The sequence below is a fragment of the Escherichia sp. MOD1-EC5950 genome (assembly GCF_002965345.1).
Taxonomy (GTDB): domain Bacteria; phylum Pseudomonadota; class Gammaproteobacteria; order Enterobacterales; family Enterobacteriaceae; genus Escherichia; species Escherichia marmotae.
The window spans coordinates 69786-93468 of sequence record NZ_PTSR01000019.1 but is presented as its reverse complement, the minus strand read 5'-3'; the positions used below and the strand labels follow the sequence as shown (position 1 = coordinate 93468).

The 23683-nt window shown below is 47.2% G+C and carries 20 protein-coding genes and 10 pseudogenes; 27 read left to right on the top strand and 3 right to left on the bottom strand.

The window, feature by feature from the left end; all coding sequences use genetic code 11:
• Positions 1-679 precede the first annotated feature (679 nt).
• From BEA93_RS17410 to BEA93_RS17305, 24 genes and pseudogenes are all read left to right on the top strand, one after another.
• A complete protein-coding gene (locus BEA93_RS17410; protein WP_100616749.1) occupies positions 680-2548 on the top strand; it encodes a ricin-type beta-trefoil lectin domain protein in 1869 nt (622 codons plus the stop codon).
• A gap of 85 nt (positions 2549-2633) precedes the next feature.
• Positions 2634-3416, top strand: coding sequence for a prepilin peptidase (locus BEA93_RS17405; protein ID WP_236942082.1), 783 nt, complete (start codon positions 2634-2636; stop codon positions 3414-3416).
• 40 nt (positions 3417-3456) lie between these two features.
• Positions 3457-3867, top strand: coding sequence for a type II secretion system pilot lipoprotein GspS-beta (gene gspS2 / locus BEA93_RS17400; RefSeq protein ID WP_089674829.1), 411 nt, complete (start codon positions 3457-3459; stop codon positions 3865-3867).
• A gap of 99 nt (positions 3868-3966) precedes the next feature.
• Positions 3967-4830, top strand: coding sequence for a type II secretion system protein GspC (gene gspC / locus BEA93_RS17395; RefSeq protein WP_089674820.1), 864 nt, complete (start codon positions 3967-3969; stop codon positions 4828-4830).
• A gap of 59 nt (positions 4831-4889) precedes the next feature.
• Positions 4890-6947 carry a type II secretion system secretin GspD gene (gene gspD, locus BEA93_RS17390; protein ID WP_089674837.1) on the top strand — a complete coding sequence of 686 codons (2058 nt, stop codon included), beginning with the start codon at positions 4890-4892 and terminating at the stop codon, positions 6945-6947.
• Positions 6947-8440 (top strand): type II secretion system ATPase GspE, encoded by a 1494-nt coding sequence (gene gspE, locus BEA93_RS17385; protein WP_100616751.1) that lies wholly within the window; start codon positions 6947-6949, stop codon positions 8438-8440. The genes gspD and gspE overlap by 1 nt, the downstream gene beginning before the upstream one ends.
• The gene (locus BEA93_RS17380; RefSeq protein WP_105225140.1) at positions 8440-9375 is read left to right on the top strand and encodes a type II secretion system F family protein; all 936 of its coding nucleotides are present in this window, start codon (positions 8440-8442) and stop codon (positions 9373-9375) included. Before gspE ends, BEA93_RS17380 begins: the two co-directional genes overlap by 1 nt.
• 16 nt (positions 9376-9391) lie before the next feature.
• The gene (gene gspG / locus BEA93_RS17375; protein WP_123057430.1) at positions 9392-9847 is read left to right on the top strand and encodes a type II secretion system major pseudopilin GspG; all 456 of its coding nucleotides are present in this window, start codon (positions 9392-9394) and stop codon (positions 9845-9847) included.
• Between the two features lie 3 nt (positions 9848-9850).
• Positions 9851-10414 (top strand): type II secretion system minor pseudopilin GspH, encoded by a 564-nt coding sequence (gene gspH, locus BEA93_RS17370; RefSeq protein WP_100616706.1) that lies wholly within the window; start codon positions 9851-9853, stop codon positions 10412-10414.
• The gene (gspI, locus tag BEA93_RS17365) at positions 10411-10782 is read left to right on the top strand and encodes a type II secretion system minor pseudopilin GspI (RefSeq protein ID WP_100616707.1); all 372 of its coding nucleotides are present in this window, start codon (positions 10411-10413) and stop codon (positions 10780-10782) included. Before gspH ends, gspI begins: the two co-directional genes overlap by 4 nt.
• Positions 10779-11384, top strand: a complete 606-nt coding sequence (gene gspJ / locus BEA93_RS17360) for a type II secretion system minor pseudopilin GspJ (protein ID WP_100616708.1) — start codon at positions 10779-10781, stop codon at positions 11382-11384. The genes gspI and gspJ overlap by 4 nt, the downstream gene beginning before the upstream one ends.
• Positions 11381-12346, top strand: a complete 966-nt coding sequence (gspK, locus tag BEA93_RS17355; protein ID WP_100616709.1) for a type II secretion system minor pseudopilin GspK — start codon at positions 11381-11383, stop codon at positions 12344-12346. Before gspJ ends, gspK begins: the two co-directional genes overlap by 4 nt.
• Positions 12343-13521: a type II secretion system protein GspL gene (gspL, locus tag BEA93_RS17350; protein WP_100616710.1), complete on the top strand. Its 1179-nt coding sequence runs from the start codon at positions 12343-12345 to the stop codon at positions 13519-13521. Before gspK ends, gspL begins: the two co-directional genes overlap by 4 nt.
• 1 nt (position 13522) lies before the next feature.
• Positions 13523-14059 carry a type II secretion system protein GspM gene (gene gspM, locus BEA93_RS17345; protein WP_100616711.1) on the top strand — a complete coding sequence of 179 codons (537 nt, stop codon included), beginning with the start codon at positions 13523-13525 and terminating at the stop codon, positions 14057-14059.
• A 341-nt stretch (positions 14060-14400) separates the two neighbouring features.
• Positions 14401-14649, top strand: a pseudogene (locus tag BEA93_RS17340) (ATP-binding domain-containing protein); the annotation flags it as partial.
• A gap of 64 nt (positions 14650-14713) precedes the next feature.
• Positions 14714-15019: pseudogene (locus BEA93_RS25760) on the top strand (hypothetical protein).
• 54 nt (positions 15020-15073) lie between these two features.
• Positions 15074-15340 (top strand): annotated as a pseudogene (locus tag BEA93_RS25755) (type VI secretion system ImpA family N-terminal domain-containing protein); the annotation flags it as partial.
• A 390-nt stretch (positions 15341-15730) separates the two neighbouring features.
• Positions 15731-15862, top strand: a pseudogene (locus BEA93_RS25750) (POTRA domain-containing protein); the annotation flags it as partial.
• A gap of 51 nt (positions 15863-15913) precedes the next feature.
• Positions 15914-16426 (top strand): annotated as a pseudogene (locus tag BEA93_RS25745) (VasL domain-containing protein).
• A gap of 506 nt (positions 16427-16932) precedes the next feature.
• Positions 16933-17187, top strand: a pseudogene (locus BEA93_RS25340) (PerC family transcriptional regulator); the annotation flags it as partial.
• A gap of 33 nt (positions 17188-17220) precedes the next feature.
• Positions 17221-17402 (top strand): annotated as a pseudogene (locus BEA93_RS25335) (integrase); the annotation flags it as partial.
• A gap of 183 nt (positions 17403-17585) precedes the next feature.
• Complete coding sequence (locus BEA93_RS17315) at positions 17586-18290, top strand: hypothetical protein (protein ID WP_236942064.1); 705 nt, start codon at positions 17586-17588, stop codon at positions 18288-18290.
• Complete coding sequence (locus BEA93_RS17310) at positions 18291-18833, top strand: ImmA/IrrE family metallo-endopeptidase (protein ID WP_089674978.1); 543 nt, start codon at positions 18291-18293, stop codon at positions 18831-18833. It abuts the gene before it with no gap.
• A gap of 3 nt (positions 18834-18836) precedes the next feature.
• Complete coding sequence (locus BEA93_RS17305) at positions 18837-19865, top strand: beta family protein (protein WP_100616712.1); 1029 nt, start codon at positions 18837-18839, stop codon at positions 19863-19865.
• On the opposite strand, the gene BEA93_RS17300 is transcribed toward BEA93_RS17305, so the two are convergent.
• Complete coding sequence (locus BEA93_RS17300; RefSeq protein WP_042342648.1) at positions 19851-20474, bottom strand: sce7726 family protein; 624 nt, start codon at positions 20472-20474, stop codon at positions 19851-19853. The two genes, BEA93_RS17305 and BEA93_RS17300, sit on opposite strands and share 15 nt — an antisense overlap.
• A gap of 784 nt (positions 20475-21258) precedes the next feature.
• On the opposite strand from BEA93_RS17300, the pseudogene tnpB reads away from it, so the two are divergent.
• Positions 21259-21435, top strand: a pseudogene (gene tnpB / locus BEA93_RS17295) (IS66 family insertion sequence element accessory protein TnpB); the annotation flags it as partial.
• A 29-nt stretch (positions 21436-21464) separates the two neighbouring features.
• Positions 21465-21581 (top strand): annotated as a pseudogene (locus BEA93_RS25740) (hypothetical protein); the annotation flags it as partial.
• Here the strand turns inward: BEA93_RS25740 and BEA93_RS17290 are convergent.
• Positions 21579-21755: pseudogene (locus BEA93_RS17290) on the bottom strand (IS66 family transposase); the annotation flags it as partial. The pseudogenes BEA93_RS25740 and BEA93_RS17290 overlap by 3 nt on opposite strands.
• Before the next feature lie 280 nt (positions 21756-22035).
• Positions 22036-22497, bottom strand: a complete 462-nt coding sequence (locus BEA93_RS17280) for an H-NS histone family protein (protein WP_100616713.1) — start codon at positions 22495-22497, stop codon at positions 22036-22038.
• A gap of 318 nt (positions 22498-22815) precedes the next feature.
• On the opposite strand from BEA93_RS17280, the gene BEA93_RS17275 reads away from it, so the two are divergent.
• The gene (locus BEA93_RS17275) at positions 22816-23553 is read left to right on the top strand and encodes an outer membrane protein (protein ID WP_100616720.1); all 738 of its coding nucleotides are present in this window, start codon (positions 22816-22818) and stop codon (positions 23551-23553) included.
• The last annotated feature ends 130 nt before the right edge of the window (positions 23554-23683 follow it).

The window sequence follows — 23683 nt, the reverse complement described above, 5'->3', positions numbered from 1 at the left end:
ATTTTACTTATTATTGTCTTTTCTCTTTCTTTATTAATTTGCGGAAAAGTTTCTGCTGATACCGGATGGCAGTCCGGTGGGGGCTTTCAGGGAGCCGTGGAGTTTGGAAGCACTATCACGCTTTATGATGACAGACTTTCCACGACAGTGGGAATACCAGGGTGGTTATTATAACCGTTATCACTGGTATTTTTGCTGAGAGAGTCAGGAAGCTGTCTCCTTCTGCGGTTTCTTATGACCTGCTTTGATTGCAGGCTGTGGGCGGAATTTCCGGATGTATAGTCAATGAAGCACCATAATACATGATGCCGGTGGCATGCCATCAGAATAATGAAATCGCTGCTTTCTTTATTATTTCGCTATGGCCGTACGCTGATCACGGTATGGGCGGTAGCGTATTTTTAGTACTGAAAACAGGAAGTCATCAGATAAAATAATTGCGGATTTTGTCTACATAATTCAGACAGCAGTTTCCCGTATCTACTGCTCTTTGTATTTCACTGTTCTGCTGTTGCTTATCCATTATTGTAGATATATTGAACTCACATCTGGTGAATCTTTTTGATATTGGTTTTTATAGCTATGCTGAGCATTTTTGTTTTAAATGAGGAGGTGTGTAAAATTTATTTTTTGAAGGTTTATTTATATTCGGTTTATACATTTGCTCTATGGGGTTTTTATGAAAAGACGCTATCTTTTAAGCTTTTTTTTTGTTCCTGGCATATTGATGGCCCATCCCTTTAAGCAAGGGGGTATGGTAATGGATGTCAGGAAAAGCGATGTATCTGAAGGTACTGATATTATCATGTACTCACCACATGGTGGAGATAATCAGAATTTCATTTATGAAAATGGAAATATTAAGCTGGCATCAAATCAGAACTATTGTGTGGATGTAAGCAGAAACCCGAATTATAAGGAGAACAGCATAATCCTGTGGACCTGTAATGGCGGAGACAACCAGAAATTTACCATTACAGATGGAACAATAAGGCCAAGGGACAGAGCGAATGAGTGTATTACCGTAAAATCAGAAGGATTTTTGAAATCTGAACAATGCGTATCTTCTCCGCAGCAAAGATTCGATATTCCGAAAGTGTGTACATATAAAGATGCTTATTACAGGAATATGACGGAGTGTGCTGACAGTGATATTCCTATGGTAAAGGATAATGATACGTTATCTTCTTTAAGCGTTGTTAATTCTTCTGGCTCGATGTTTGAACATCGTGATTTTAAAGGGGGTAAAGTAAGATTTGATAAAAATATTCCTTTTATCGATGATGTGAAAAAAGGGTTTAATGATAAAGTATCAAGTCTTAAAATTTCATCTGAAAAAACATTTTTAATTACTTCCGATCCGCAGTTGGTTTGTGAGAAAAACTGTAATAATATTTCTGCCGACACATCAAAAAGAAACATCAGAGTACAGTATGAGATGTTTAATGAACAATACCCTGATGCTGATGCCGTTATCATTAATGGTGATTTGACGGAATTTGGTCATGCCGATCAGTGGCGGGATTTTGAGTCAATTGTCAGCAGACTAAAAATTCCTTATTATTACGGTCTGGGCAATCATGATATATACAATAATTATAATGATTGTTGGGAGAATAATTGTGTAATTCGGAGTGTTACTAAGCTGTTTCATCATGTAAACAGCAAAGACAATATCTCTGATTTTGATGTGAATTATACGCACGGGTATGTCTTCCCGGAAGTTAAAGAAACAATAAAAGGATCTTTGTCATATTCTGTCGATTTCGGAAATGTATTACTCATTCAGCTCAATGATTATGATAAAGGGAAAAATCCATTAAAAATAAATCAATATACTTCTGGTGCCTGGGGCGGGGGAGCCATGCGACACGAAATAGACAGGTATCAGGATGCAGAATATTCATGGCTTGAACGACAGCTCTACTCCGCATATAAGAATAATCAGGTGGTCATCGTTAACCAGCATCGCTTTGATGCAGATGCCGGAAATCTGAAGAAATTACTTGATAAATATAATGTGCAGTTGCGTTTTGCCGGGCATCATCATAACTGGATTGGGGAAAAAAAAGGCGACTTTCGACTTTCTGGTTCGAGTGCTTTAGGTACCTACCTTAAAGTGGATGTTGATACCAGTAAAAAGACCGCAAAAGTTTATAAGGGTGTGAATAATACAGCCACACCTGAACTGATTGAAACCATTTCTCTGGAGCCACCGAAAGGGAACATCACACCTCCGCCTCCGGGGCCGGTTTATCTTCGCGTCAAGACGTCCGGCGGTTATGAGGCTTTTGTTTCTCTGGTATACAGAACCAAAGACGGGCAACAGAAAAAAATTAATTCCGGTAAATTACTTGCCGGTAACTCCTGGGAATACAATGTTCCTGGCGGTTCGACGATTGAATATCTGGAAGCAAGAAATAATACCGGGCTGGTCTGGGAACCCCAGAGAAGAATATTCAGAGCCAATAATATCAGGAATGATGCCTGTTTTTCCACCTGGGGAACCACGCTGAACTCTGCCTGGAAACAGGTTAGTTGTCGCTGATAAGGAACTATCTTTATTTATATTTACAGGTTCCTGCCGGTGCAGGGACCTGTAATAAATATTATTTTTTATGAGATATTGAACATTGTTTCCTTATATTTGTGTTGTGATAGGTCTTATTGCCGGCAGTTTTCTGAATGTTGTGATCCGACGCTATCCTGTTATGCTCCGGCAACAGATAGCTGAATTTCAGGGCGAAACGCAGAATGTGCAACCCGGAATAAACCTGATACGCCCACGTTCGCACTGCCCACATTGCCGGAAGAGTATCCGCATTCGTGACAACATACCGCTGGTTTCCTGGCTGATACTTAAAGGGCGATGCCGAGACTGCCATGGAAAAATCAGTCTGCGTTACCCGCTGGTTGAATTATTGACGGCACTATTATTTTTACTGGCAGGCATTGTCTGGCCGGACAGCGGGTGGGGTGTGGCTGTCATGATATTATCTGCCTGGCTGATTGCTGCAAGCTTTATTGATCTTGAGCATCAGTGGTTACCTGATATTTTCACTCAGGGCGTGTTGTGGACCGGGCTTATTGTGGCATGGGGGGGACTGAGTCCTTTGTCCCTGCATGATGCTGTTAGCGGGGGGCTGGCGGGGTTTGTGTCTTTTTATACTCTCCGGTGGCTGGCCGGTGTTGTCCTGCGCAGGGAAGCGCTGGGTATGGGCGACGTTTTGTTGTTTGCCGGCCTGGGGAGCTGGACCGGTCCTTTGTTACTGCCGGATGTGGCGCTCGTGGCGTCATTCTGTGCTCTGATATATGCCATCACGACAGGGAAATATGCAAGTACAGTGCCTTTCGGCCCCTTTCTGAGTCTGGGAGGAATGGTGATGTTATATACAGGCATTGATGTAATGCTTTAAGCGTTATTTTATTTACTGAGCATGTGGAGGGGAGCTCGTTATGTCAGAAAAACAGATACCGGGGAAAAGCGTTATTCCGGTACTGCTGAGTATTGTTGCATCCTTAAGTGGATGTGCGGGATACCAGAGTGAAGCGGACATGCTGGCAAAAGAACAGGCACGCAATATCAGCAGGAATCTGCCAGTTAAATCGGCGAATTATACACTGATATCAGCGCAGAACAGTGGAGCGCTGATAAAAATGGTTGTTATCAGCGAAGGCACCGGGCAACTCACTCTGAATCCGGATGTTTTCTTAACGCAGTTTCAGTACCAGATATGCACGGATCCGGCAATGAAGGCGATGATGAATAAAGGCGTTTTTTATATAATAAAAATTAATGAAATGCGTACAGGTAATCAGTATCAACGAAAACTTGACCGTGCCGCCTGTGGAATAAAGAAATTATAATATCAGATATGCAATAATAAGACATATTATTGATAATGCAGGTATTCATGTTATTAAGTTGCAGGACAGAGTTGTGGATTTCCGGGTGTTGTTGCTTATATGCTTAAGAAGTGGCTGTTAAAATTCATACATTATATTTTCTGTATAATACTGTTTTTTATTTTTATAAAAATCATCATTTCAGCCTGGCATTATGCCACTTTTTCAGTTGTGCAGGTGAAACATTCCCCGGTACAGCATAAAGAAAGACAACAGAACGCCGGAATGACGGGGAGTGAGTGCTGCCAGTTAATCAGCCAGCAAAACTGGTTTGGTGAGTATCACCCCGTTACTGTGCCGGAGCACAGCCCGTTGACATTGATGGTGAAAGAAAAACTGCCCGATATTGTGCTCCGTGGGGTTGCGTCGGGAGCAAGGCCTGGTGTGGTGCTTGAGGAGAAAGGGAGGCAGCAGTTTTATTTGCAGGGAGAGAGACTCTCATCCGGTGATGCTGTGATTGAACGTATTTTTCCTGAGCAGGTGATGTTGCGTTACCAGGATAACGTTATTTACCTCACACTGACCGATGAAGAAGGTGCCCCTGAGCCAGAGAAAAAAGATGAGCAGCCAGAAATATCTTCTCCGCCGGAAACATCTGCTGTTGCTGATACTTTTTCCCGTTTGCCACCCGCAGTTCAGCAGGCACTGGCCATTGATCCTCAAAAATTTTTCGAATATATCCGCTTTACCCCCGTATATAAGGACGGTGTTGCCGGTTACGCTGTGATGCCCGGGGGGGATCGCTCCCTTTTTGATATCAGTGGTCTGAAAGCCGGTGATATTGCGGTTGCCCTGAACGGACAGGATTTTACGCAGCCGGGAGCAACAAGCATCTTTATGCAACAAATTTATTCAATGAGTATTGTCAGGCTGACCATTTTACGAAACGGGGAGCGCCACAACATATCTGTTGCATTGCGTTGATAATTCCCTGTCTGTTTTTAATTCAGGAGAACGGTTTAATTATGTTCCGGTGTGAAATTATGCTGCGTGCCCGGCGTGAAGATGACAGGCAAAAAAAAATAACCGGCATTAAAAAGAAAAAATATTTACTTTCTCTGATACTGATGGCTGCATTGTGTAGTCCGTCCTCCCGGGCTGAAGAAAATACCTTTACTGCCAGCTTTAAAGATACAGATTTGAAATCATTCATCGAAACCGTCGGTGCTAATCTTAATAAAACCATCGTGATGGGACCAGATGTTCAGGGAAAGGTGAGTATTCGAACGATAACACCACTCAATGAACGTCAGTATTATCAGTTGTTCCTTAATTTGCTGGAAGCCCAGGGGTATGCCGTCGTACCCGTGGAGAATAACGTACTTAAAGTTGTTAAATCCGGTGCGGCGAAAACAGAACCATTACCCCTGACCGGAGAAGGCCATGAAAATTATGTCGGTGATGAAATGGTTACCCGGATTGTGCCGGTACGTAATGTTTCCGTACGTGAGCTGGCTCCTGTGTTACAGCAAATGACTGACCTGGACGGATCCGGCAGTATTGTCAATTACGAGCCCTCCAATGTGATTATGCTGACCGGGCGAGCCTCGGTGGTGAAACGTCTGACTGAGGTAATACAACGAATTGATCGTGAAGGGAACCGTACCGAGGAGGTGATCCCGCTGGGTAATGCGTCGGCTTCAGAAATCGCCCGTGTGCTGGAAAGTCTGACCAGAAACAGCAGTGAAAATCAGCCTGCAACGCTGAAATCACAGATTGTCGCTGATGAGCGAACGAACAGTGTTATCGTCAGTGCAGATCCCGCCACACGGGACAAAATACGCCGTCTGATCCGTCGCCTGGACTCAGAAATGGAGCGCAGTGGCAACAGCCAGGTGTTCTATCTCAAATACAGCAAAGCCGAAGATCTGGTCGATGTGCTGAAACAGGTCAGCGGCACACTTACTTCCGCCAAAGAAGAAGCAGAAGGCACTACCGGTAGCAGGCGTGATGTTGTTTCCATCGCTGCCAGCAAACACAGTAATGCCCTGATTGTCACCGCGCCACAGGACATCATGCAGTCTTTGCAAAGCGTGATTGAACAACTGGATATTCGTCGTGCTCAGGTGCATGTCGAGGCGTTAATCGCGGAAGTCGCTGAAGGCAGTAATATCAACTTCGGTGTGCAGTGGATGTCAAAAGATACCGGGTTTATGCAGTTTGCCAACGGTACACAGATCCCGATTGGTTCCCTGAGCATGGCGGTTTCTCAGGCAAAGCCGCAGAAAGGCTCCACGGTGATCAGCGAAAACGGTGCCACCACTATAAACCCTGATACGGAAGGTGATCTTTCCAGATTGTCTCAGTTACTTTCTGGTTTTAGTGGCACGGCAGTTGGGGTGGTGAAGGGCGACTGGGCCGCGCTGGTCCAGGCAGTTAAAAACGACTCCGGTACCAATGTGCTCTCCATGCCGAGTATCACCACGCTGGACAACCAGGAAGCCTTCTTCATGGTGGGGCAGGATGTTCCGGTATTAACCGGATCTGCGGTGGGTGAAAATAACAGTAATCCTTTCAACACGGTAGAGAGGAAAAAAGTCGGCATCATGCTGAAAGTCACGCCGCAGATTAACGAAGGTAACGCGGTACAGATGGTGATTGAGCAGGAAGTCTCGAAGGTGGAAGGGCAGACCAGCCTCGACGTCGTGTTTGGTGAGCGCAAACTGAAAACCACCGTGCTGGCTAACGATGGCGAGCTGATTGTACTTGGCGGTCTGATGGACGACCAGGCGGGAGAAAGCGTGGCGAAAGTGCCGTTGCTGGGCGATATCCCGTTGATTGGCAACCTGTTTAAGTCCACGGCAGATAAAAAAGAAAAACGTAATCTGATGGTGTTTATCCGCCCGACCATTCTGCGTGACGGTATGGCGGCAGACGGCGTGTCGCAGCGTAAATATAACTATATGCGTGCCGAGCAGATCTATCGCGATGAGCAAGGCTTAAGCCTGATGCCGCACACCGCGCAGCCGGTACTGCCAGCGCAAAACCAGGCCTTACCGCCGGAAGTACGCGCGTTCCTTAATGCCGGGAGAACGCGTTAATGGTGCCTGTAGCACAGGAAACCACCGCTAACACCGTGCGTCTGCCCTACAGTTTCAGCCGCCGGTTTAGCCTGGTGGCATGGTGCGAAGCGTCGCTGGAAATCCTCCATGTTCATCCGTTGTCGCTCTCTGTTTTGCAGGAGCTGCAGCGGGGGCTGGACGCGCCCTTTACGCTGCGGCAAATCGATGAGGCCGAGTTTGAACAGCGACTGAATACGGTCTGGCAGCGGGACTCTTCCGAAGCTCGCCAGTTGATGGAAGATCTCGGTTCCACCGAGGACTTCTTTACCCTCGCAGAAGATCTGCCGGAAACGGAAGATTTGCTGGAAAGTGACGACGATGCGCCGATCATCAAACTGATCAACGCCATGCTGGCAGAGGCGATTAAAGAAGGCGCTTCGGATATCCACATCGAGACGTTTGAAAAGAGTCTGGTGATCCGTTTTCGCGTTGACGGCACATTGCATGAAATGCTGCGACCGGGGCGCAAACTGGCCTCGCTGCTGGTATCGCGTATCAAGGTGATGGCGCGGCTGGATATTGCCGAAAAGCGCGTACCGCAGGATGGGCGTATTGCGCTGCTGCTGGGCGGCCGGGCGATTGACGTGCGCGTCTCCACCATGCCTTCTGCCTGGGGCGAGCGCGTGGTGCTGCGACTGCTGGACAAAAACCAGGCCCGCCTGACGCTGGAGCGTCTGGGTTTGAGTCATGAACTGACCGCGCAGTTGCGCCAGCTGTTACACAAACCGCACGGTATCTTTCTGGTGACGGGGCCGACAGGTTCCGGCAAAAGCACCACGCTGTATGCCGGATTGCAGGAGCTGAACAACCATTCGCGCAACATTCTCACGGTTGAAGACCCTATCGAATACATGATTGAAGGGATCGGTCAGACGCAGGTCAACACCCGCGTCGGGATGACCTTCGCCCGTGGCCTGCGCGCGATTTTGCGTCAGGACCCGGATGTGGTGATGGTCGGTGAAATCCGCGATACCGAAACCGCAGAAATCGCTGTCCAGGCTTCACTTACCGGGCACCTGGTTCTTTCCACGCTGCATACCAACACGGCGGTGGGGGCGATCACGCGTCTGCAGGATATGGGCGTGGAGCCTTTCCTGCTCTCTTCCAGTCTGACGGGCGTGATGGCGCAGCGACTGGTTCGCACGCTGTGCCCCGACTGCAGCCAGCCCGCGCCTGCCACTGACGAAGAAAAACGCCTGCTGGGGATTACCGATGCGCGTACCGTCACGCTGTACCATCCGCAGGGCTGTCCCGCCTGTAATCACAAAGGCTTTCGCGGACGTACTGCCATCCATGAGCTGCTCGTGGTGGACGCCACATTGCGTGATTTGATCCACCGTCAGGCCGGGGAACTGGAGCTGGAACGTTATGTCCGGCAACACTCTGCGGGTATCCGCAGCAACGGCATTGAGAAAGTGCTCGCCGGAGAAACCTCTCTCGATGAAGTTCTGCGGGTAACCCTGGAGGCGTAATGGCACTGTTTTACTATCAGGCGCTGGAGCGTAATGGTCGCAAAACCAAAGGCATGATTGAGGCGGATTCCGCGCGTCATGCCCGTCAATTGTTACGCGGTAAAGACCTCATTCCCGTGCACATTGAAGCCCGGATGAATGCATCGGCAGGGGGAATGTTGCAGCGTCGGCGGCACGCACATCGTCGCGTGGCGGCGGCAGATCTGGCGCTGTTCACTCGTCAACTGGCAACGCTGGTGCAGGCAGCAATGCCGCTGGAAACCTGCTTACAGGCGGTCAGTGAGCAAAGCGAAAAACTGCATGTAAAAAGCCTCGGAATGGCGCTGCGCAGCCGGATTCAGGAAGGTTATACCCTGTCGGACAGCCTGCGCGAACATCCCCGCGTCTTTGACTCCCTGTTTTGTTCGATGGTCGCTGCCGGAGAAAAATCCGGACATCTCGATGTGGTGCTCAATCGCCTGGCGGATTACACCGAACAGCGCCAGCGCCTGAAATCACGACTGCTGCAGGCCATGCTCTACCCGCTGGTGCTGTTGGTGGTGGCAACGGGCGTGGTCACTATTTTGCTGACGGCGGTGGTGCCGAAAATTATCGAACAGTTCGATCACCTCGGACATGCGCTGCCCGCCTCCACCCGCACCCTTATCGCCATGAGTGACCGCGAAGGGAGCTGTCTGCGCGCCGCGCTGGCGGAGTTGCGCCTGTTCCCGCCGATGATGTTGTACATGATCGCCTCTGGTGAACAGAGCGGTGAACTGGAAACCATGCTTGAACAGGCTGCAGTCAGCCAGGAACGGGAATTTGATACCCAGGTGGGGCTGGTTTTGGGGCTGTTTGAACCGGCGCTGGTGGTGATGATGGCAGGCGTGGTGCTGTTTATCGTCATCGCCATCCTCGAACCGATGCTGCAACTGAACAATATGGTTGGAATGTAATTTACGGAGCTATCACATGAATTCGTTATCCCGCACGCAAAAACCACGGGCAGGTTTTACCCTGCTGGAAGTGATGGTGGTGATTGTTATTCTTGGCGTCCTGGCAAGTCTGGTGGTGCCTAACCTGTTGGACAACAAAGAGAAAGCGGACAGGCAAAAAGCCATCAGCGATATCGTGGCGCTGGAAAACGCGCTGGACATGTACCGACTGGATAACGGGCGTTATCCAACCACCGAGCAGGGACTGGAGGCGCTGATCCAGCAACCGGCCAATATGGTGGACTCCCGCAACTACCGTACCGGTGGATACATCAAACGGCTACCAAAAGATCCGTGGGGCAATGATTATCAGTATCTCAGCCCGGGTGAAAAAGGGATGTTTGATGTTTACACCTTAGGGGCGGATGGTCAGGAAAACGGAGAAGGGGCTGCCGCAGATATCGGTAACTGGAATTTACAGGAGCTTCAGTAACAAGTGCCTGAACGCGGATTCACTCTTCTGGAAATCATACTGGTGATTTTCCTTATTGGTCTTGCCAGTGCGGGGGTAGTACAGACGCTGGCAACCTCTTCCGAACCGCCCGCGAAAAAAGTAGCGCAGGATTTTCTGATTCGGTTTGAACAACTGAAAGATAAAGCTGTGACTGAAGGGCTGGCTGTCGGTGTGTTAATCGAGCCCTCCAGCTACCAGTTTATGCAGCGTCGTCACGGGCAGTGGTTGCCCGTTTCCGCACCCCGGTTATCAGCACAGGTTACGGTGCCAGAACAGGTGCAGATGGTGTTGCAACCCGGAAGTGATATCTGGCAGAAGGAGTATGTGCTGGAGCTGCAACGTCACCGTCTGACGCTGCATGACATTGAACTGGAGCTGCAAAAAGAGACAAAAAAGAAGAGGCCGCAGATCCGTTTTTTTCCCTTTGAACCTGCCACGCCGTTTACGCTGCGCTTCTACTCGGCAGAGCAAAACGAATGCCAGGCGGTGAAACTGGCGCACGATGGCGCGTTATCCCTCAGTCAATGTGATGAGAGGATGCCATGAAGCGCGGATTTACGTTGCTGGAAGTGATGATTGCACTGGTGATTTTTTCGCTGGCTGTCATGGCGGTGTTACAGATCGCCAGCGGCACGCTGAGTAATCAGCAGGTTCTTGAGGAGAAAACGGTAGCAGGCTGGGTGGCAGAAAACCAGACCGCACTACTCTATCTGATGACCCACGAACAGCGGGCGATCAGGCATCAGGGCGAGAGTGATATGGCCGGAAGTCACTGGTACTGGAAAACCATACCGCTGAAAACAGACAACGCACTGTTACAGGCGGTAGATATTGAAGTCAGCCGCCACGAAGACTTTTCGCCGGTGATTCAGTCACGACGCGCCTGGTTCAGCGCCGTTGGAGGCCAGCAGTGAAAAGGATTCTCGCTGGTTTTACGTTACTGGAAATGCTGATTGCGATTGCCATTTTTGCCTCACTGGCATTGATGACACAGCAGGTGACAAACGGCGTCATACGTGCGAACAGCGTCGTCGCCGGACATGATAAAAAACTACACATCGTGCAACAGGCGATGAGTTTTCTGACCCACGATCTGACACAAATGATGCCGCGACCGATAAGAGGCGAGCAGGGGCAGCGGGAACCGGCGTTGCTGGCTGGCGCTGGCGTGCTGGCGTCTGAGAGTGAAGGAATGCGCTTTGTGCGCGGCGGCGTGATCAATCCGTTGATGCGTCTGCCGCGCAGTAATCTGCTTACCGTGGGTTACCGTATTCGCAATGGTTATCTTGAACGTCTTGTGTGGCCGCTGACGGACGCAGCGGATAGTGTGGAGCCGGCAATACAAAAACTTTTCCCGGTGGATTCGCTCCGTTTGCAGTTCCACGACGGCACGGGCTGGCTGGAGGACTGGTCGTCACAGCAGACGATCCCTGCAGCAGTACGTATGATCCTGCATTCACCACAATGGGGCGATATTGAACGAATCTGGTTGTTACATGGGGCTCTGTCATCATGAATGGCTTTCTTCCCAGGCGTGGTATGGCGTTGTTGATGGTGCTGCTGTTACTGGCAGTGATGGCATCAGTGTGTACCGGCCTCTCTCACCGCATATCGCGGCAGACAGACAGAATGCGTAGCCTGCAGGATTATCAACAGGCAACATGGTATGCCGTCAGCGCAGAAAGCCTGGCACTGAGCATATTAAATGAAAACTTGAAAAATGAAGAACATACTCCGGTATATTCGTGGAGTATCGGGTCACATTTATTTCCACTGTCACAGGGGAAAATTGCCGTCACGCTACGCGATGCACAGACCTGCTTTAACCTGAATGCCCTCGCTCAGCCGGCGAAGGTGTCAGGGGCGCCCGGAAGACAACAACTCATTACCCTGATTTCCCGCCTTGATGTGCCTGTCCAGCGGGCTGTGCAGATTACTGAAAGCCTTCAGGTCTTTACTGGCGGAGGTCGTGACGGGCAGGCGCAGCAGGAAAGTGAATATCTTACCCGACCAGTGCCTTTCTGGCCGGCAAAGCAGCCGCTGACGGATATCAGCGAAATACGTGTTGTACAGGGAATGGATGCCGCGCTCTATCAGAAAATTAAACCACTGGTCTGCGCGCTACCGATGAGCAGGCAGCGAATTAATATCAATTCGCTTGATGTATCACAAAGTGTGATTCTTGAGGCACTGTTCGGCCCGGGATTAAGCCCCGTTCAGGCCCGGGCATTACTGCAACAGCGTCCGGGAAAAGGATGGCGCAATGTCGGACAGTTTCTTGCCAGTCCATACCTTAAACGGGTTGATGAGAATGTCAGAAAGCAGGTCGGGGAGTTTCTGACTGTGAGCAGTCATTATTTCTGGTTGCGTTCAGATATCACCGTGAATGAGACTGAACTGACGATGAACTCGTTAATTGCCCGCACGGGGTCGCAACACTTTTCTGTTCTCTGGCATCAGACAGGAGAAAGTGAGTGAGCTCCATGCCTGAGATTTTTTTCCCGCTTTGCGCCTCCGATCCTGTCCGCTGGCAACGCCGTACTGCCGACGCGGAGCACGGCATCTGGCCTGACATTGCCGACGAACAGCTTCAGCAATGGCTGCAAACTGATGCGATTCGACTCTACATTCCCGGCGAATGGATCAGCGTCTGGCAGGCTGAACTGCCTGATGTCCCCCGCTGGCAGATACCGACTATTCTGCCCGTTTTACTGGAAGAAGAACTGAACCAGGATATCGACGAACTGCATTTTGCGCCGTTGAAAATCGACCAGCAACTGGCAACCGTAGCAGTGATTCACCAGCATCATATGCGCAACATTGCGCAGTGGTTGCAGGAGAACGGTATCACCAGCGCTACCGTCGCGCCGGACTGGATGTCTATTCCTGGTGGTTATATGGCTGGCGATGCGCAACGGGTTATCTGCCGAATCGATGAATGTCGGGGATGGAGCGCCGGGCTTGCGCTGGCTCCGGCCATGTTCCGTGCACAGCTCAATGAGCAGGATTTACCGCTTTCGCTAACCGTGGTCGGAATCGCGCCGGAAAAGCTATCTGCATGGGCTGATGCGGATGCCGAACGTCTGACGATCACGGCTCTGCCAGCCATTAACACATCCGGAGAACCAGAAGGTAACTTGCTGAGCGGCCAGTGGCAACCTCGCGTCAGCTACCGAAAACAGTGGGCGCGCTGGCGGGTGATGGTTCTGCCTGTATTGCTGATTCTGGTTGCGCTGGCAGTGGAACGGGGCGTGACGTTATGGAGCGTCAGCGAACAGGTGGCGCAAAGTCGTGCCCAGGCAGAGAAACTGTTCTTAACGTTGTTCCCGGAGCAGAAGCGGATTGTGAATTTGCGCTCTCAGGTGGCGACGGCGCTGAAAAAATATCGCCCACAAACTGATGATACCGATCTACTCGCTGAGTTGTCAGCGCTCGCCAGCACTCTGAAATCAGCGGCACTTTCAGACATAGAGATGCGTGGTTTCACCTTTGATCAAAACCGCCAGACCCTTCATCTCCAGTTGCGGGCCGCAAACTTTGCCAGTTTCGACAAACTGCGTAGCGCACTGGCGGCAGATTATGTTGTGCAGCAGGACGCGTTACAGAAAGAGGGTGATGCGGTTTCCGGCGGCGTAACGTTGCGGAGGAAATAACATGTTACGCGGTAAATTTGTTCATCGTTTTCAGCAATGGTGTGAGCGGCAGCTGAACAACGCTGAACAGTGGCTGGTACAACACCTGGAGGGGCGTTCGTCACGTGAAAAGGGCATGTTACTGGCAGCAGCGGTGTTTCTGTTTAGCGCCGGATATTACGTCCTCATCTGGCAGCCTTTGAGCGAACGGATTGAGCAACAGAAGACGATGCTGCAACAGCTGGTGGCGATGAACGCGCGACTGAAGAGCGCCGCGCCGGAGATTATTGCGGCGCGAAAATCCACCACAACAACGCCTGCACAGGTATCGCAGATCATCAGTGACAGTGCGTTATCTCGCGGGATTGCGATTACATGGATGGATGCACGAGGAGAGTATATTCAGGTCCGGACCGGAGCGGTAGTTTTTAACGATTTGCTGGAGTGGTTAAATGAGTTGAGAGATGAATATGCACTTGGTGTTGCACAACTTGATGTGAAACAGGCAGAATTATCAGGAATGGTTAATATACAGAGGTTAGAACTGACAAGGCGTTGATAACAGTAACATCACAAAGTACCGGAACACACCTAGCAGATGTCATATTTTCTTCTTGTCTGGCAGTAGTTCTGGAACAGTACACAGAACGGTATAATCATGTGATTTTGATATATTCACTCCATCGTCAAATGAAGGTTGAATTATGGACGATAAACAATAGCAGACTCATTAATGAACGGGGCAAGAATCAAGACGCCTAAAAATATCAGACGGCTTGAGCGCCAGTTCAGGAAAATCTGTGTTGAAATCGTTTTCATCATTGAAGTGGCTCCATCCGGAGTACTGAAAACAGGGGACACTATTAAACATATTCAGCCAATCCTTTTATGTCATCGGTTAACAGTGAAGGTAAGAAGACATACTCGCGACGTAAGGATGTGGTGCATTTACTGACGTACCAGAGCAGCAAGGGGCTGGAGTTCCCGTATGTGGCGGTTATCAATGCTTCTTTCGTTCACTCTGGTGCAGCGGATGAGTCTGAAGTGATTCCGGTGCTTTATGTAGCGTTCACCCGGGCAACCCGTGAATTACTGGTGACCTGTTACCGTGAAAACAGTATCAGTCGTCACCTTGAGGATTTTGCATAATACCGGACCATTTCTTTATTCTGGTTTTCCACTATATTTTATTATCAGGTGTATTTTATTTATGATGAATCCATTATTCAGTGACATTCAGATGCGTCTTTTTTATTTAAATCATAATCCATATTCCTGGCACTGGGATGTTAAATTCAAACCGTAGGAAGCTGTATACATCGGAAATAATGCATGTCATATCACCATTGCTCATAATCAGCCCGGGTATCATTTGACGATGGATGGAGAGAGAGTACGAACGGAATATCATATCGGAAATATTCACGGACTATTTTCGGTTCTACAACGACGATGGGATGTGACACCGGCAATTATCCGCGCGGTGGAATACCTTTCCCGGGTACCGGTACCACACTGATGTTCTTTCCGTAACGGTTAATCATGATTTAATACAGCAACACCGAATCTGCTGATGACTTCTGAAGTGAAACTGAAAACCGGTGGTGACCCCCGGTCATTACCGGATTATGCTGCCCTGCGTGATGAAATCAGCAAACTGATCCACCCGGCACGCCCGGATGTGGACTGGCGTTATGTGGAAACACTCTGCCTGCGTCTGTATGAACACAATGGCGTGGAATTACAGACGGCATCCTGGTACACCATCGCCCGGATGCATACAACAGGGTTAAGTGGTCTGAATGAAGGACTGGCTCTGATTGTGGCGCTGACCCGGCATCACTGGTCAGTGATGTGGCCGCTGAATACCCACGCCCGGCTGGAAATTATTACCGGTCTGTTCAACCGTCTGCAAAAAACGCTCCGGGCCATGCCACCGGACGACCGTGACAACCTGCCCCTGCTGTATCAGACCGAAACATTCCTGAAGGCACTGAGTGACACACTGGCCCGGCACGAACTTAAACAGAGCAGTAAAGTGGCTTTACCGGAAGCCATGGTGAAGGGATATATCACCCGCTTGGAAAATCAGCCTGTGCAGGGCGAAGCGTCGTCTCCGGTAACGCTTCCTGCTCAGGCACTCCGGTCTGATGCTCCGGATGTGCAGGAACATCAGCCCCTGCCGCACTCCCGTCTGGTGTATGTTGTTTCCGAAACAAAAGCAGAGCCCACACTCACCCTTCAAAAATCCCCGCCCACGTTTCTGAAACCGTTTGTAACTGGTGTCTGTGCGGCATTGATGGCTGTCAGCGTGGCCATTCCGGGATGGCAGTTTCTGACACAGCCATCACCGGCAGAGCAGCAACTCAGGGCGCTGCTGACACCACCACCGGATGTGCTTTCAGCAGACCAGATGACACAGCTCAGCAGAACACCCTCACTGTTAAATCATGCGTCAGAGTGGATAACCCTTTCCGGTCAACAGATAACGCGACTGACAGAATTACCCCTGGCATACAACCTGCAGCGCAGTGCGCAGCTACTGCAGCAACTGATGGTACTTTTCCCCGACAATCCCCGGGTACAGGAAATGGTGGATAACTGGCAGAAGAGCGTAAGGAGTCGTGCGCTCCCGGAAGAGACGATGGCGGGCTGGAACGAAGGCATGACCCGCTTACAGCAGCTGGCTGAGCGCCTGAACCGTCTGGATGAACAGCGGGGAAGATACATGACAGTCAGTGAACTTTAATCGCAAGTCTTTGGCATGCTGACAAGCTTCCGGCAGACTGTGCCGGTGGAAGAACAGATTCGGCAGCTGAAGCTGCTCCCTGAAGACTCTCCGCAACGTCAGCAGCAGATTCAGCAGGCTGAGCAGCACCTGCGGGCTCAAGTCTATATGCTGGCGCAGGAAAAACATCGTGAGTGATGTAAAAGGAACTGGCGAGGTGGGTAAAACACAGCGGCACCGTAATCACCGGACACAGTGGACAGCCACCGAAATTACGTTTGTGGAACAACACTATGGTCAGTTGTCTGCCCGTAAAATCGGAGTGCGGCTTGGCCGGTCTGCCCATGGGGTGGCCCGAATTGTTCAGCTTTTAGGTCTGTCCCAAGGCGTGGCACCGCCCTAGTCGGAAATGGAACTGGTGTTGATGCAGGTGCACTACAGTAAAGGGATTGATAAAATAAAAGCGTTGCTGCCGGATCGTACCTGGGAGGCCATTTTTGCCTAGGCCGGAAAAATGGAGCTGACTGAGGCCCGGTTCTGGCAGTCTGTTGAGGACCGGGTATTAAGGAATATATATCCTGAAGGCGGTGTTCCGGGTGTGCGGGAGAGGTTTCCCCACAGGACGATCCCTGCTATCAAACATCGGGTGAAGGCTTTGGGGCAGAGGTCCTTCAAAAGGAAAAAACGGATATCAAGTGTGAGAGATGATGGTGGAGGATGAGGTTGCACAAAAGCTGGAGGTTGCTGGTCTCTGGCGCAGGGCTGCCAGTCGCTGGCTTGATGTGATGCAGCACCATGGGCTGACGGCTCAGCAACGTGATCGAATACGTCAGCACAGAAAATATTGTCTTTCCTGCGTAAAGCCCATCAGCATCCTAGAGAAACTGGATGTGACGGAAATTGCTAGGGCTGCAAAGACCGTCCAGGAGCGGATGGGGCTGAGTCATCCGTATGGGGTAGCTTTCAGGTTGAAAGACGAAAAAATAACAGATTTTCGTCATACAATGAGCACTATACTGCACAAAGAGGGTTTTGACTCTGCGTGGATTGAAAACTCAACTTGCCCATGTGGACAAGAATGCGAGCCGTGAGGGCGCAGTATCTGGATAGAAGGAAAGAGATGATGCAGTGGTATGCTTCGTTTATATCAAACTTGAGTGTGACAAGTGTTTAAAACATAGCAACTTGAGGTATCGAATTGGCTTGAAAATATCTTTTACCAGATTGATTTTTAAGCCACAATGCAGCAAAGATCACATTTTCACAAGATCGAAGCGTAGAGGTGCAGTCACCAATAGCTGGTATCATAAACAAGAATAGAGAGGATATTGCATGGGCAGACCTAATGAGGTAGGGAATGTCGATAAAAGATAAGGCTCAACACGGAGGTTTAAACCCTAAGACAAAACTTTGCCATCATAGTAAATGGATTACTTTTCTATCCATTGTTTTTTGCACCTTAGTAACTGGTTTTTTTTGGCTCTTCATTTTCTATTTAATTCTACGCCCAAGTTTTTACTCTTATATTGGATTTGCTGATAATTTTGTGCTTAAAAAACCTGATGTGATTTCTGATCCCAAGACTTTACAGAATATTGGCAAAATGGTCACTGATGGAACCCTTTTAAGTCTTGACGATTTTTGGTCTTTCCAAAGTAATTTATATCAGACAATTATTACTGTGCTCATTGCGCTCAATGGGATAGTAGCTGCATTTTCATTTCTTATTATTAAAAACTCTTCTACAGCAAAAGCAAAAGAAGAAGCGAGAGATATTGCTGTTATCGAAGTAAATCAATATGTAGAAAGTTCAAAATTTGAAAAAGAAATAAAGGCGATTTTATACGAAAAGATCGAGCCTGTACAATTTGATTTACTAGCTCAAATAAGTTCAATTGACGATATTAAACTTAGTCAACAAGAACACAATCAGTCATTTGAAAAACTTGAGCAAGAACTGGATGGTTTAAAAAGGAATCTTAAATTAATTGCTGAAAGCATTTCTTTAAAAGATACCTCAGATGAAGATGGCGGCAACTTTATCTTAGGAAGGAGAACTTAAATGGCGTTTATGACTAAGAAATTAAAAAGCAGTGGTGTAATAAGCGGCCAAGACATTGATATGACAACGGCTTCAGAGCTTATTGTTTTTGCTAAGAAAAACAATATTGAAACAAGCCCTTTAGATGTTTCAAGGCTTACCAGTTTGTTAGGTATTACATTGCGGCTAGAACCGATGAAAGGAGAAGAATCGGGTTCTCTCAAACAAGGGAAAAGCGGCAATTGGATAATGACGGTAAACTCTTTACACCATCCTCATCGCCAACGCTTCACAATCGCCCATGAACTAGGCCATTTTATTCGCCATACACTCAATAGAAATAGTTTTACAGACACGGTTTTCTTCAGAAATGAAGAAACAAATAAAATGGAAGCTGAAGCAAATAGATTCGCAGCTGAATTATTAATGCCAGAGAATGAATTTAGTAAGTTTATAGAAGAAAAATCAAATCAAGTGGCTGATATAGCAGCACATTTCCAAGTGTCTTCAATGGCTGTGAGAATTCGTGCTCAACAATTAGGCTTCAGTGGACATAATTTATAAATCATGAAAAAATTCAATTACTTTCCAATTATGAAGACTCGGGACGCTGAGTTAAAAGCGATGTCAAAACTCTCTTCAGGGGTATTTGATCATATTCTACCTATTTATGAGCTAACAAAGTCAAGAAAAGCCAAAATTGCTCCAGATGGAGACATTCATCGTAGAATGCTGACTATCAAAGATATTCAGGGTGAAAGACCTTTTATTTTAGATTTAACATCAAATGAGAAATATATTAACGATCAAATCCGACAACTCGTTGATGAAAAGGATGGTTATTATGAATGGAGATACTTCATTAATCTTTATAACCATTTGAACATTATTCCAATGATACACATCTATGATGATGAAGATTTTTCTGAAGTGCGGAGTTTTGTTAGTGAAATAACAAAAACAAAAAAAATGCTGGCATTACGCCTTCCACACGATTTAGATGATTATTCTATTTTTGTTAAACCTATCGCCGATAGTTTACAAGATGATAGTAAATTTTATGTTATTTTAGATGCAGGCCAAGTTGAAGGAGCTACTGATAAAGAAGAAGAGTATTTCTTAAATGCTTGTAGTGATCTAGAAATGTTTAATGATAAAATTGAAGACATTATCATTGCTTGTACATCATTTCCCTCTAGTCCGATTAAGTATGGTCACGATGATCAAGGTGAAATACCTATTTTAGAAGAGAAAATATTCAAAAAAATTAGTGAAAACTATCAAGTGAAATATGGTGATTATGCTTCAATTAATATTGAGCAAATTGAAATGAAAGGAGGGACTTTTGTACCAAGAATAGATATTTCTTTGGAGGATAAATTTATCTATAAAAGGTATAGAAGAGATGCCGGAAGTTATCCGTTGTGTGCAGCAATGATGGTAAAAGATGTACGGTATACACCAATTGGGATATGGGCTGATCATGAAATTAGTCTTGCAGCCAAAAATACACCTTCGGGTATAAGTCCATCTTTTTGGATTGCGGTAAGAATGAATTATTTCATGTCAACTCGTGTATTATTAAGAAACCCTTAATATTCTACCAGGAGGCATTCTTGTTATTGTTAGAATGTCATCTGGTGATAAAATTTCACCAATTTCATCATGAAAAATATCAAAATTTTTCATGATGTTTTTCAATAAAAACTTTCTCGATAAGCTCTTTATTTCAGCGAGGGGTTTTTCATTGGCTAACGAAATACATAACTCGTATTTTGATAGTCCTTTTTTATTAATAACGATCTTTTTCAATTCATTCACTGGTATAGTGCTCGCTAAACATAATTTTTCTTGTCGGGCAATACGCTTTGCCTTTCTAATTCTCTTAACGTTAATATCATCCACGACAATAATACCCACATTGGTGCTAATTTTCTTTCTGACCGCATCTAAATTTTTATCCACACAGACTATATAACAGTAATCAAAATATTCTTTATAACTATCTATTTGATAAACAAGTCTTTCAACGGAATCTTTTTCACTTTTTATTTCATAAACAGTTGCAATATCCGATGAAACTGAAACGATATCAGCACGTCTTGATCCGAAACTAAATCTAACCTCAGCAGCTAGGTATGTATCAGCGGGTTCAGAGTTTAAAAGAAACTCTACAATTTTCAATTTGATGTCAATTTCTTTCATTTCTTCAATTCTAACTTTCACATATGATGTATTATCGCTCAATACTGTTCATATGTACAGTAAAAAGTGAGGGGTGTTCATTTGTAGTAGCCCCCATTAAAACCAGATACTTCACCAATAAGATATAGGCCTATGTTTAAGGTACGCTTAACCGAGGGCGTATTGACGCTGATATGACTTTCCGTGTCAACTGGAATTATTGGTTTTTTAGGTTTTTTGTTCAACGTCAATACCCTGAGGGCGGCGTAGCAGTAAATCCGGCGGTGAATCACGTTGATATTCGCGGGTTGGGTACTGCATTTAACCCGCGTTAAAGCTCCCACGTTGCTCAGCGCCTCTCTCCCGGAAAGTTATACTGTCTTATTGAGGCATGGCTATATAGGCAGGTAAATACGTCCCGACCCGATATAAAACAGGGGCTAAAAGTCCTGTTTTTGCCACTTAAGGGGGAGGATAAAGCTAGGTTAAGGCGGTAATTCATTGTTTATGGCGAGGATTACGGTGCATTAGAAAAAAGCTCAATCCCGGTATAGATAATATATCCCGCAACCCCTAGCAGGGGAGCCAACAAAAGAACCATGCAAAATTGAGCAACCGAATTTTTGCTGGTGCTGATGCTTTTGCACAGAAGACCGACCAACATAATTGCAGCAAAAGAACAATTCCGCCAATGATAATTATCATTCCCATAAAAATATCCTATTGGTGGGGAAAAGGTAAGCGTAAACTGACCGCCGTATGTAGCCATTAAGCTAGTATTGGTAACGTAGGTAAAATCCTCTGAGCTGATGCTGATGGCCTGTGCCTGTTCACCAAACGCCTGGAAGAAGGTCAGTTTATCTGGCCTGCGGTGCGTGGTGGTAAAGTATCCATTACCCGCTCGCAGCTGGCAATGCTCCTCGATAAGCTGGACTGGCGTCAGCCAAAAACATCCCGCCTTAACGCACTGACAATGTTGTAAAAATATCATGGCCGCATTATAAAACGGCCGTGAGTCAGAAATACCTTATTCGCATTGCAGAACTGGAAAGGTTGCTCTCTGAGCAGGCTGAAGCCTTCCGTCAGAAAGACCAGCAACTGAGTCTTGGTGAAGAGACGGAGGCCTTCCAGCTGTTCTGCGCTGACTTCACTCAGATAATCCCGCTCACCTCTACATTCCGGGTAAAAGCTTTCTGTCGGCTCCAGACGTTTTACTTCACGGGGAAGATGCGCCGGTAACGGACGACGATGATGTGACTGTCGCAACTGGCGGAGAACCAGTTTATCGTCTCTTCGCCCACTCTTTTTCATCATTGGTGAGTTGTTCTTTATGCAAATAATCACCAGGAACAGGGGGAGGGGTAACCAGTTTAGGATGCCCATTATCATCACGAACTGTCACCAGACCAACTATTTCACCATTTTATTTAAGTGCCCATGTAGCCAGTTGGTATAGTGTTGACTTTTCTGCCACACCAGAGACATTTTCGTGACGAAAATACCAATCTGACACAGGGATAATTTGTTTGTAGGATGTATTACTCATAGCCTTCTCCCTTAACAAAATGGTGCTTTTGCCATATTACTGTTCATCTGTTATGTCGTTCGAATTTTTATTGATACGAAAATCTTCCAGAGAACGCCCGGCTTTCATTGCTTCATCAATCGGTTTTGGCGCACGTCCACGCCCAGACCAGTATTTAGTTTCACCATTTTCTTCAAATTGATACTTGGGCGGTGCTTTTGGCAACGTCTTTTTACGTGATTTTGGCGTATCTTCAGGCCGATCAAGCAGTTCTTCCAGTGAAAAACCCTCTCCGGCGATTAACTGAAGCAGTTCCTGACGTCTCTGTTCACGCTCGGCTCGTTCAGCCGCTTCACGTTCAGCATCTTTACGGCGTTCTTCAATAACCGCGTTGAGCCTTTCCTGCATGTCGAGTAATTGCTCAAAATCAACTCCGCGTACATACATGCGTAGTGAACGAATATTTGTCATTGTCCGACTGATGATGCTGTATTCTTCTTCTCTAGTCAGTTTGCACATAATTCCCCTCTCTTTTGCAATAAACGTGTTTTCTCTGGTGGGTTGATTACCCAGTCTTTTTTACTGTGTCTGACATTTTGTACTGTAGTGCAGTTGTAATGCAAACCTCCCAGGCTTCTGGGACACAGCATTTCAGTCCGGGCTCCATCATTACCATTTTGTTGATTCGAAACGAAAACCCTCACCAATATCGATCGATTTTACCGATCGATATGATCGCATCGATCGGTTGTAACCATTTTACCCTGTCTTTTGCATGGTTTTAAAATAGGCAACCCTCTTTGTCGGGTAGGGTAAGAACCAACGGAGATGATTGAAATGAAAAAGGTTATTGCGGTTTCAGCGCTTACAATGGCAGGCATGTTTTCGGCCCAGACTCTGGCTGATGAGAGCAAAACAGGCTTTTATGTGACCGGTAAAGCCGGTGCTTCTGTTATGTCACTTTCAGACCAACGTTTCGTTGATGGTGAAGGGGCATGGGCAGATAAATATAAAGGCGGTGACAAAAGTGATACGGTTTTTGGCACAGGCCTTGCGGTGGGATACGATTTTTATCAGCACTACAATGTGCCGGTGCGTACTGAAGTGGAGTTTTATGGCCGCGGTAACGCTGAATCAAAATATCGTCTGAGTTATTGGGAAAGTGTCGGTGGCGCCGAGTTTGATGACGCACAGAACAAGCTCAGTGTAAACACGCTGATGCTGAATGCGTATTATGATTTCAGAAACAGCAGTGCATTCACGCCATGGATATCTGCTGGCCTGGGTTATGCACGGGTTCATCATAAAACTTCGTACATATATACCGATAACAGCCCGGCAGGCAGTGAAGTATATTCAACTTCAGCGTCAAAATATGAAAACAACCTGGCATGGAGCCTTGGTGTCGGTGTTAAATACGATGTGACGCAGGATTTCAGCCTTGACCTCAGCTACCGGTATCTGGATGCAGGGGATTCCACTCTGACTTATAAAGATGAGGATGGTGCTAAATATAAATCCTCTGTTGATGTCAGAAGTAACGAGTTTATGTTAGGCGCAACGTATAACTTCTGACAGCCATTTCTGCCTGTGCTTTGGGGCACAGTAAAGTGCAGGTATGACAAATTGTCAACAACAGATATCCCGATGATATTCTCCCTCTGGTAACTAATAATTTCAGATATATGAAATATAAACAGAGCAA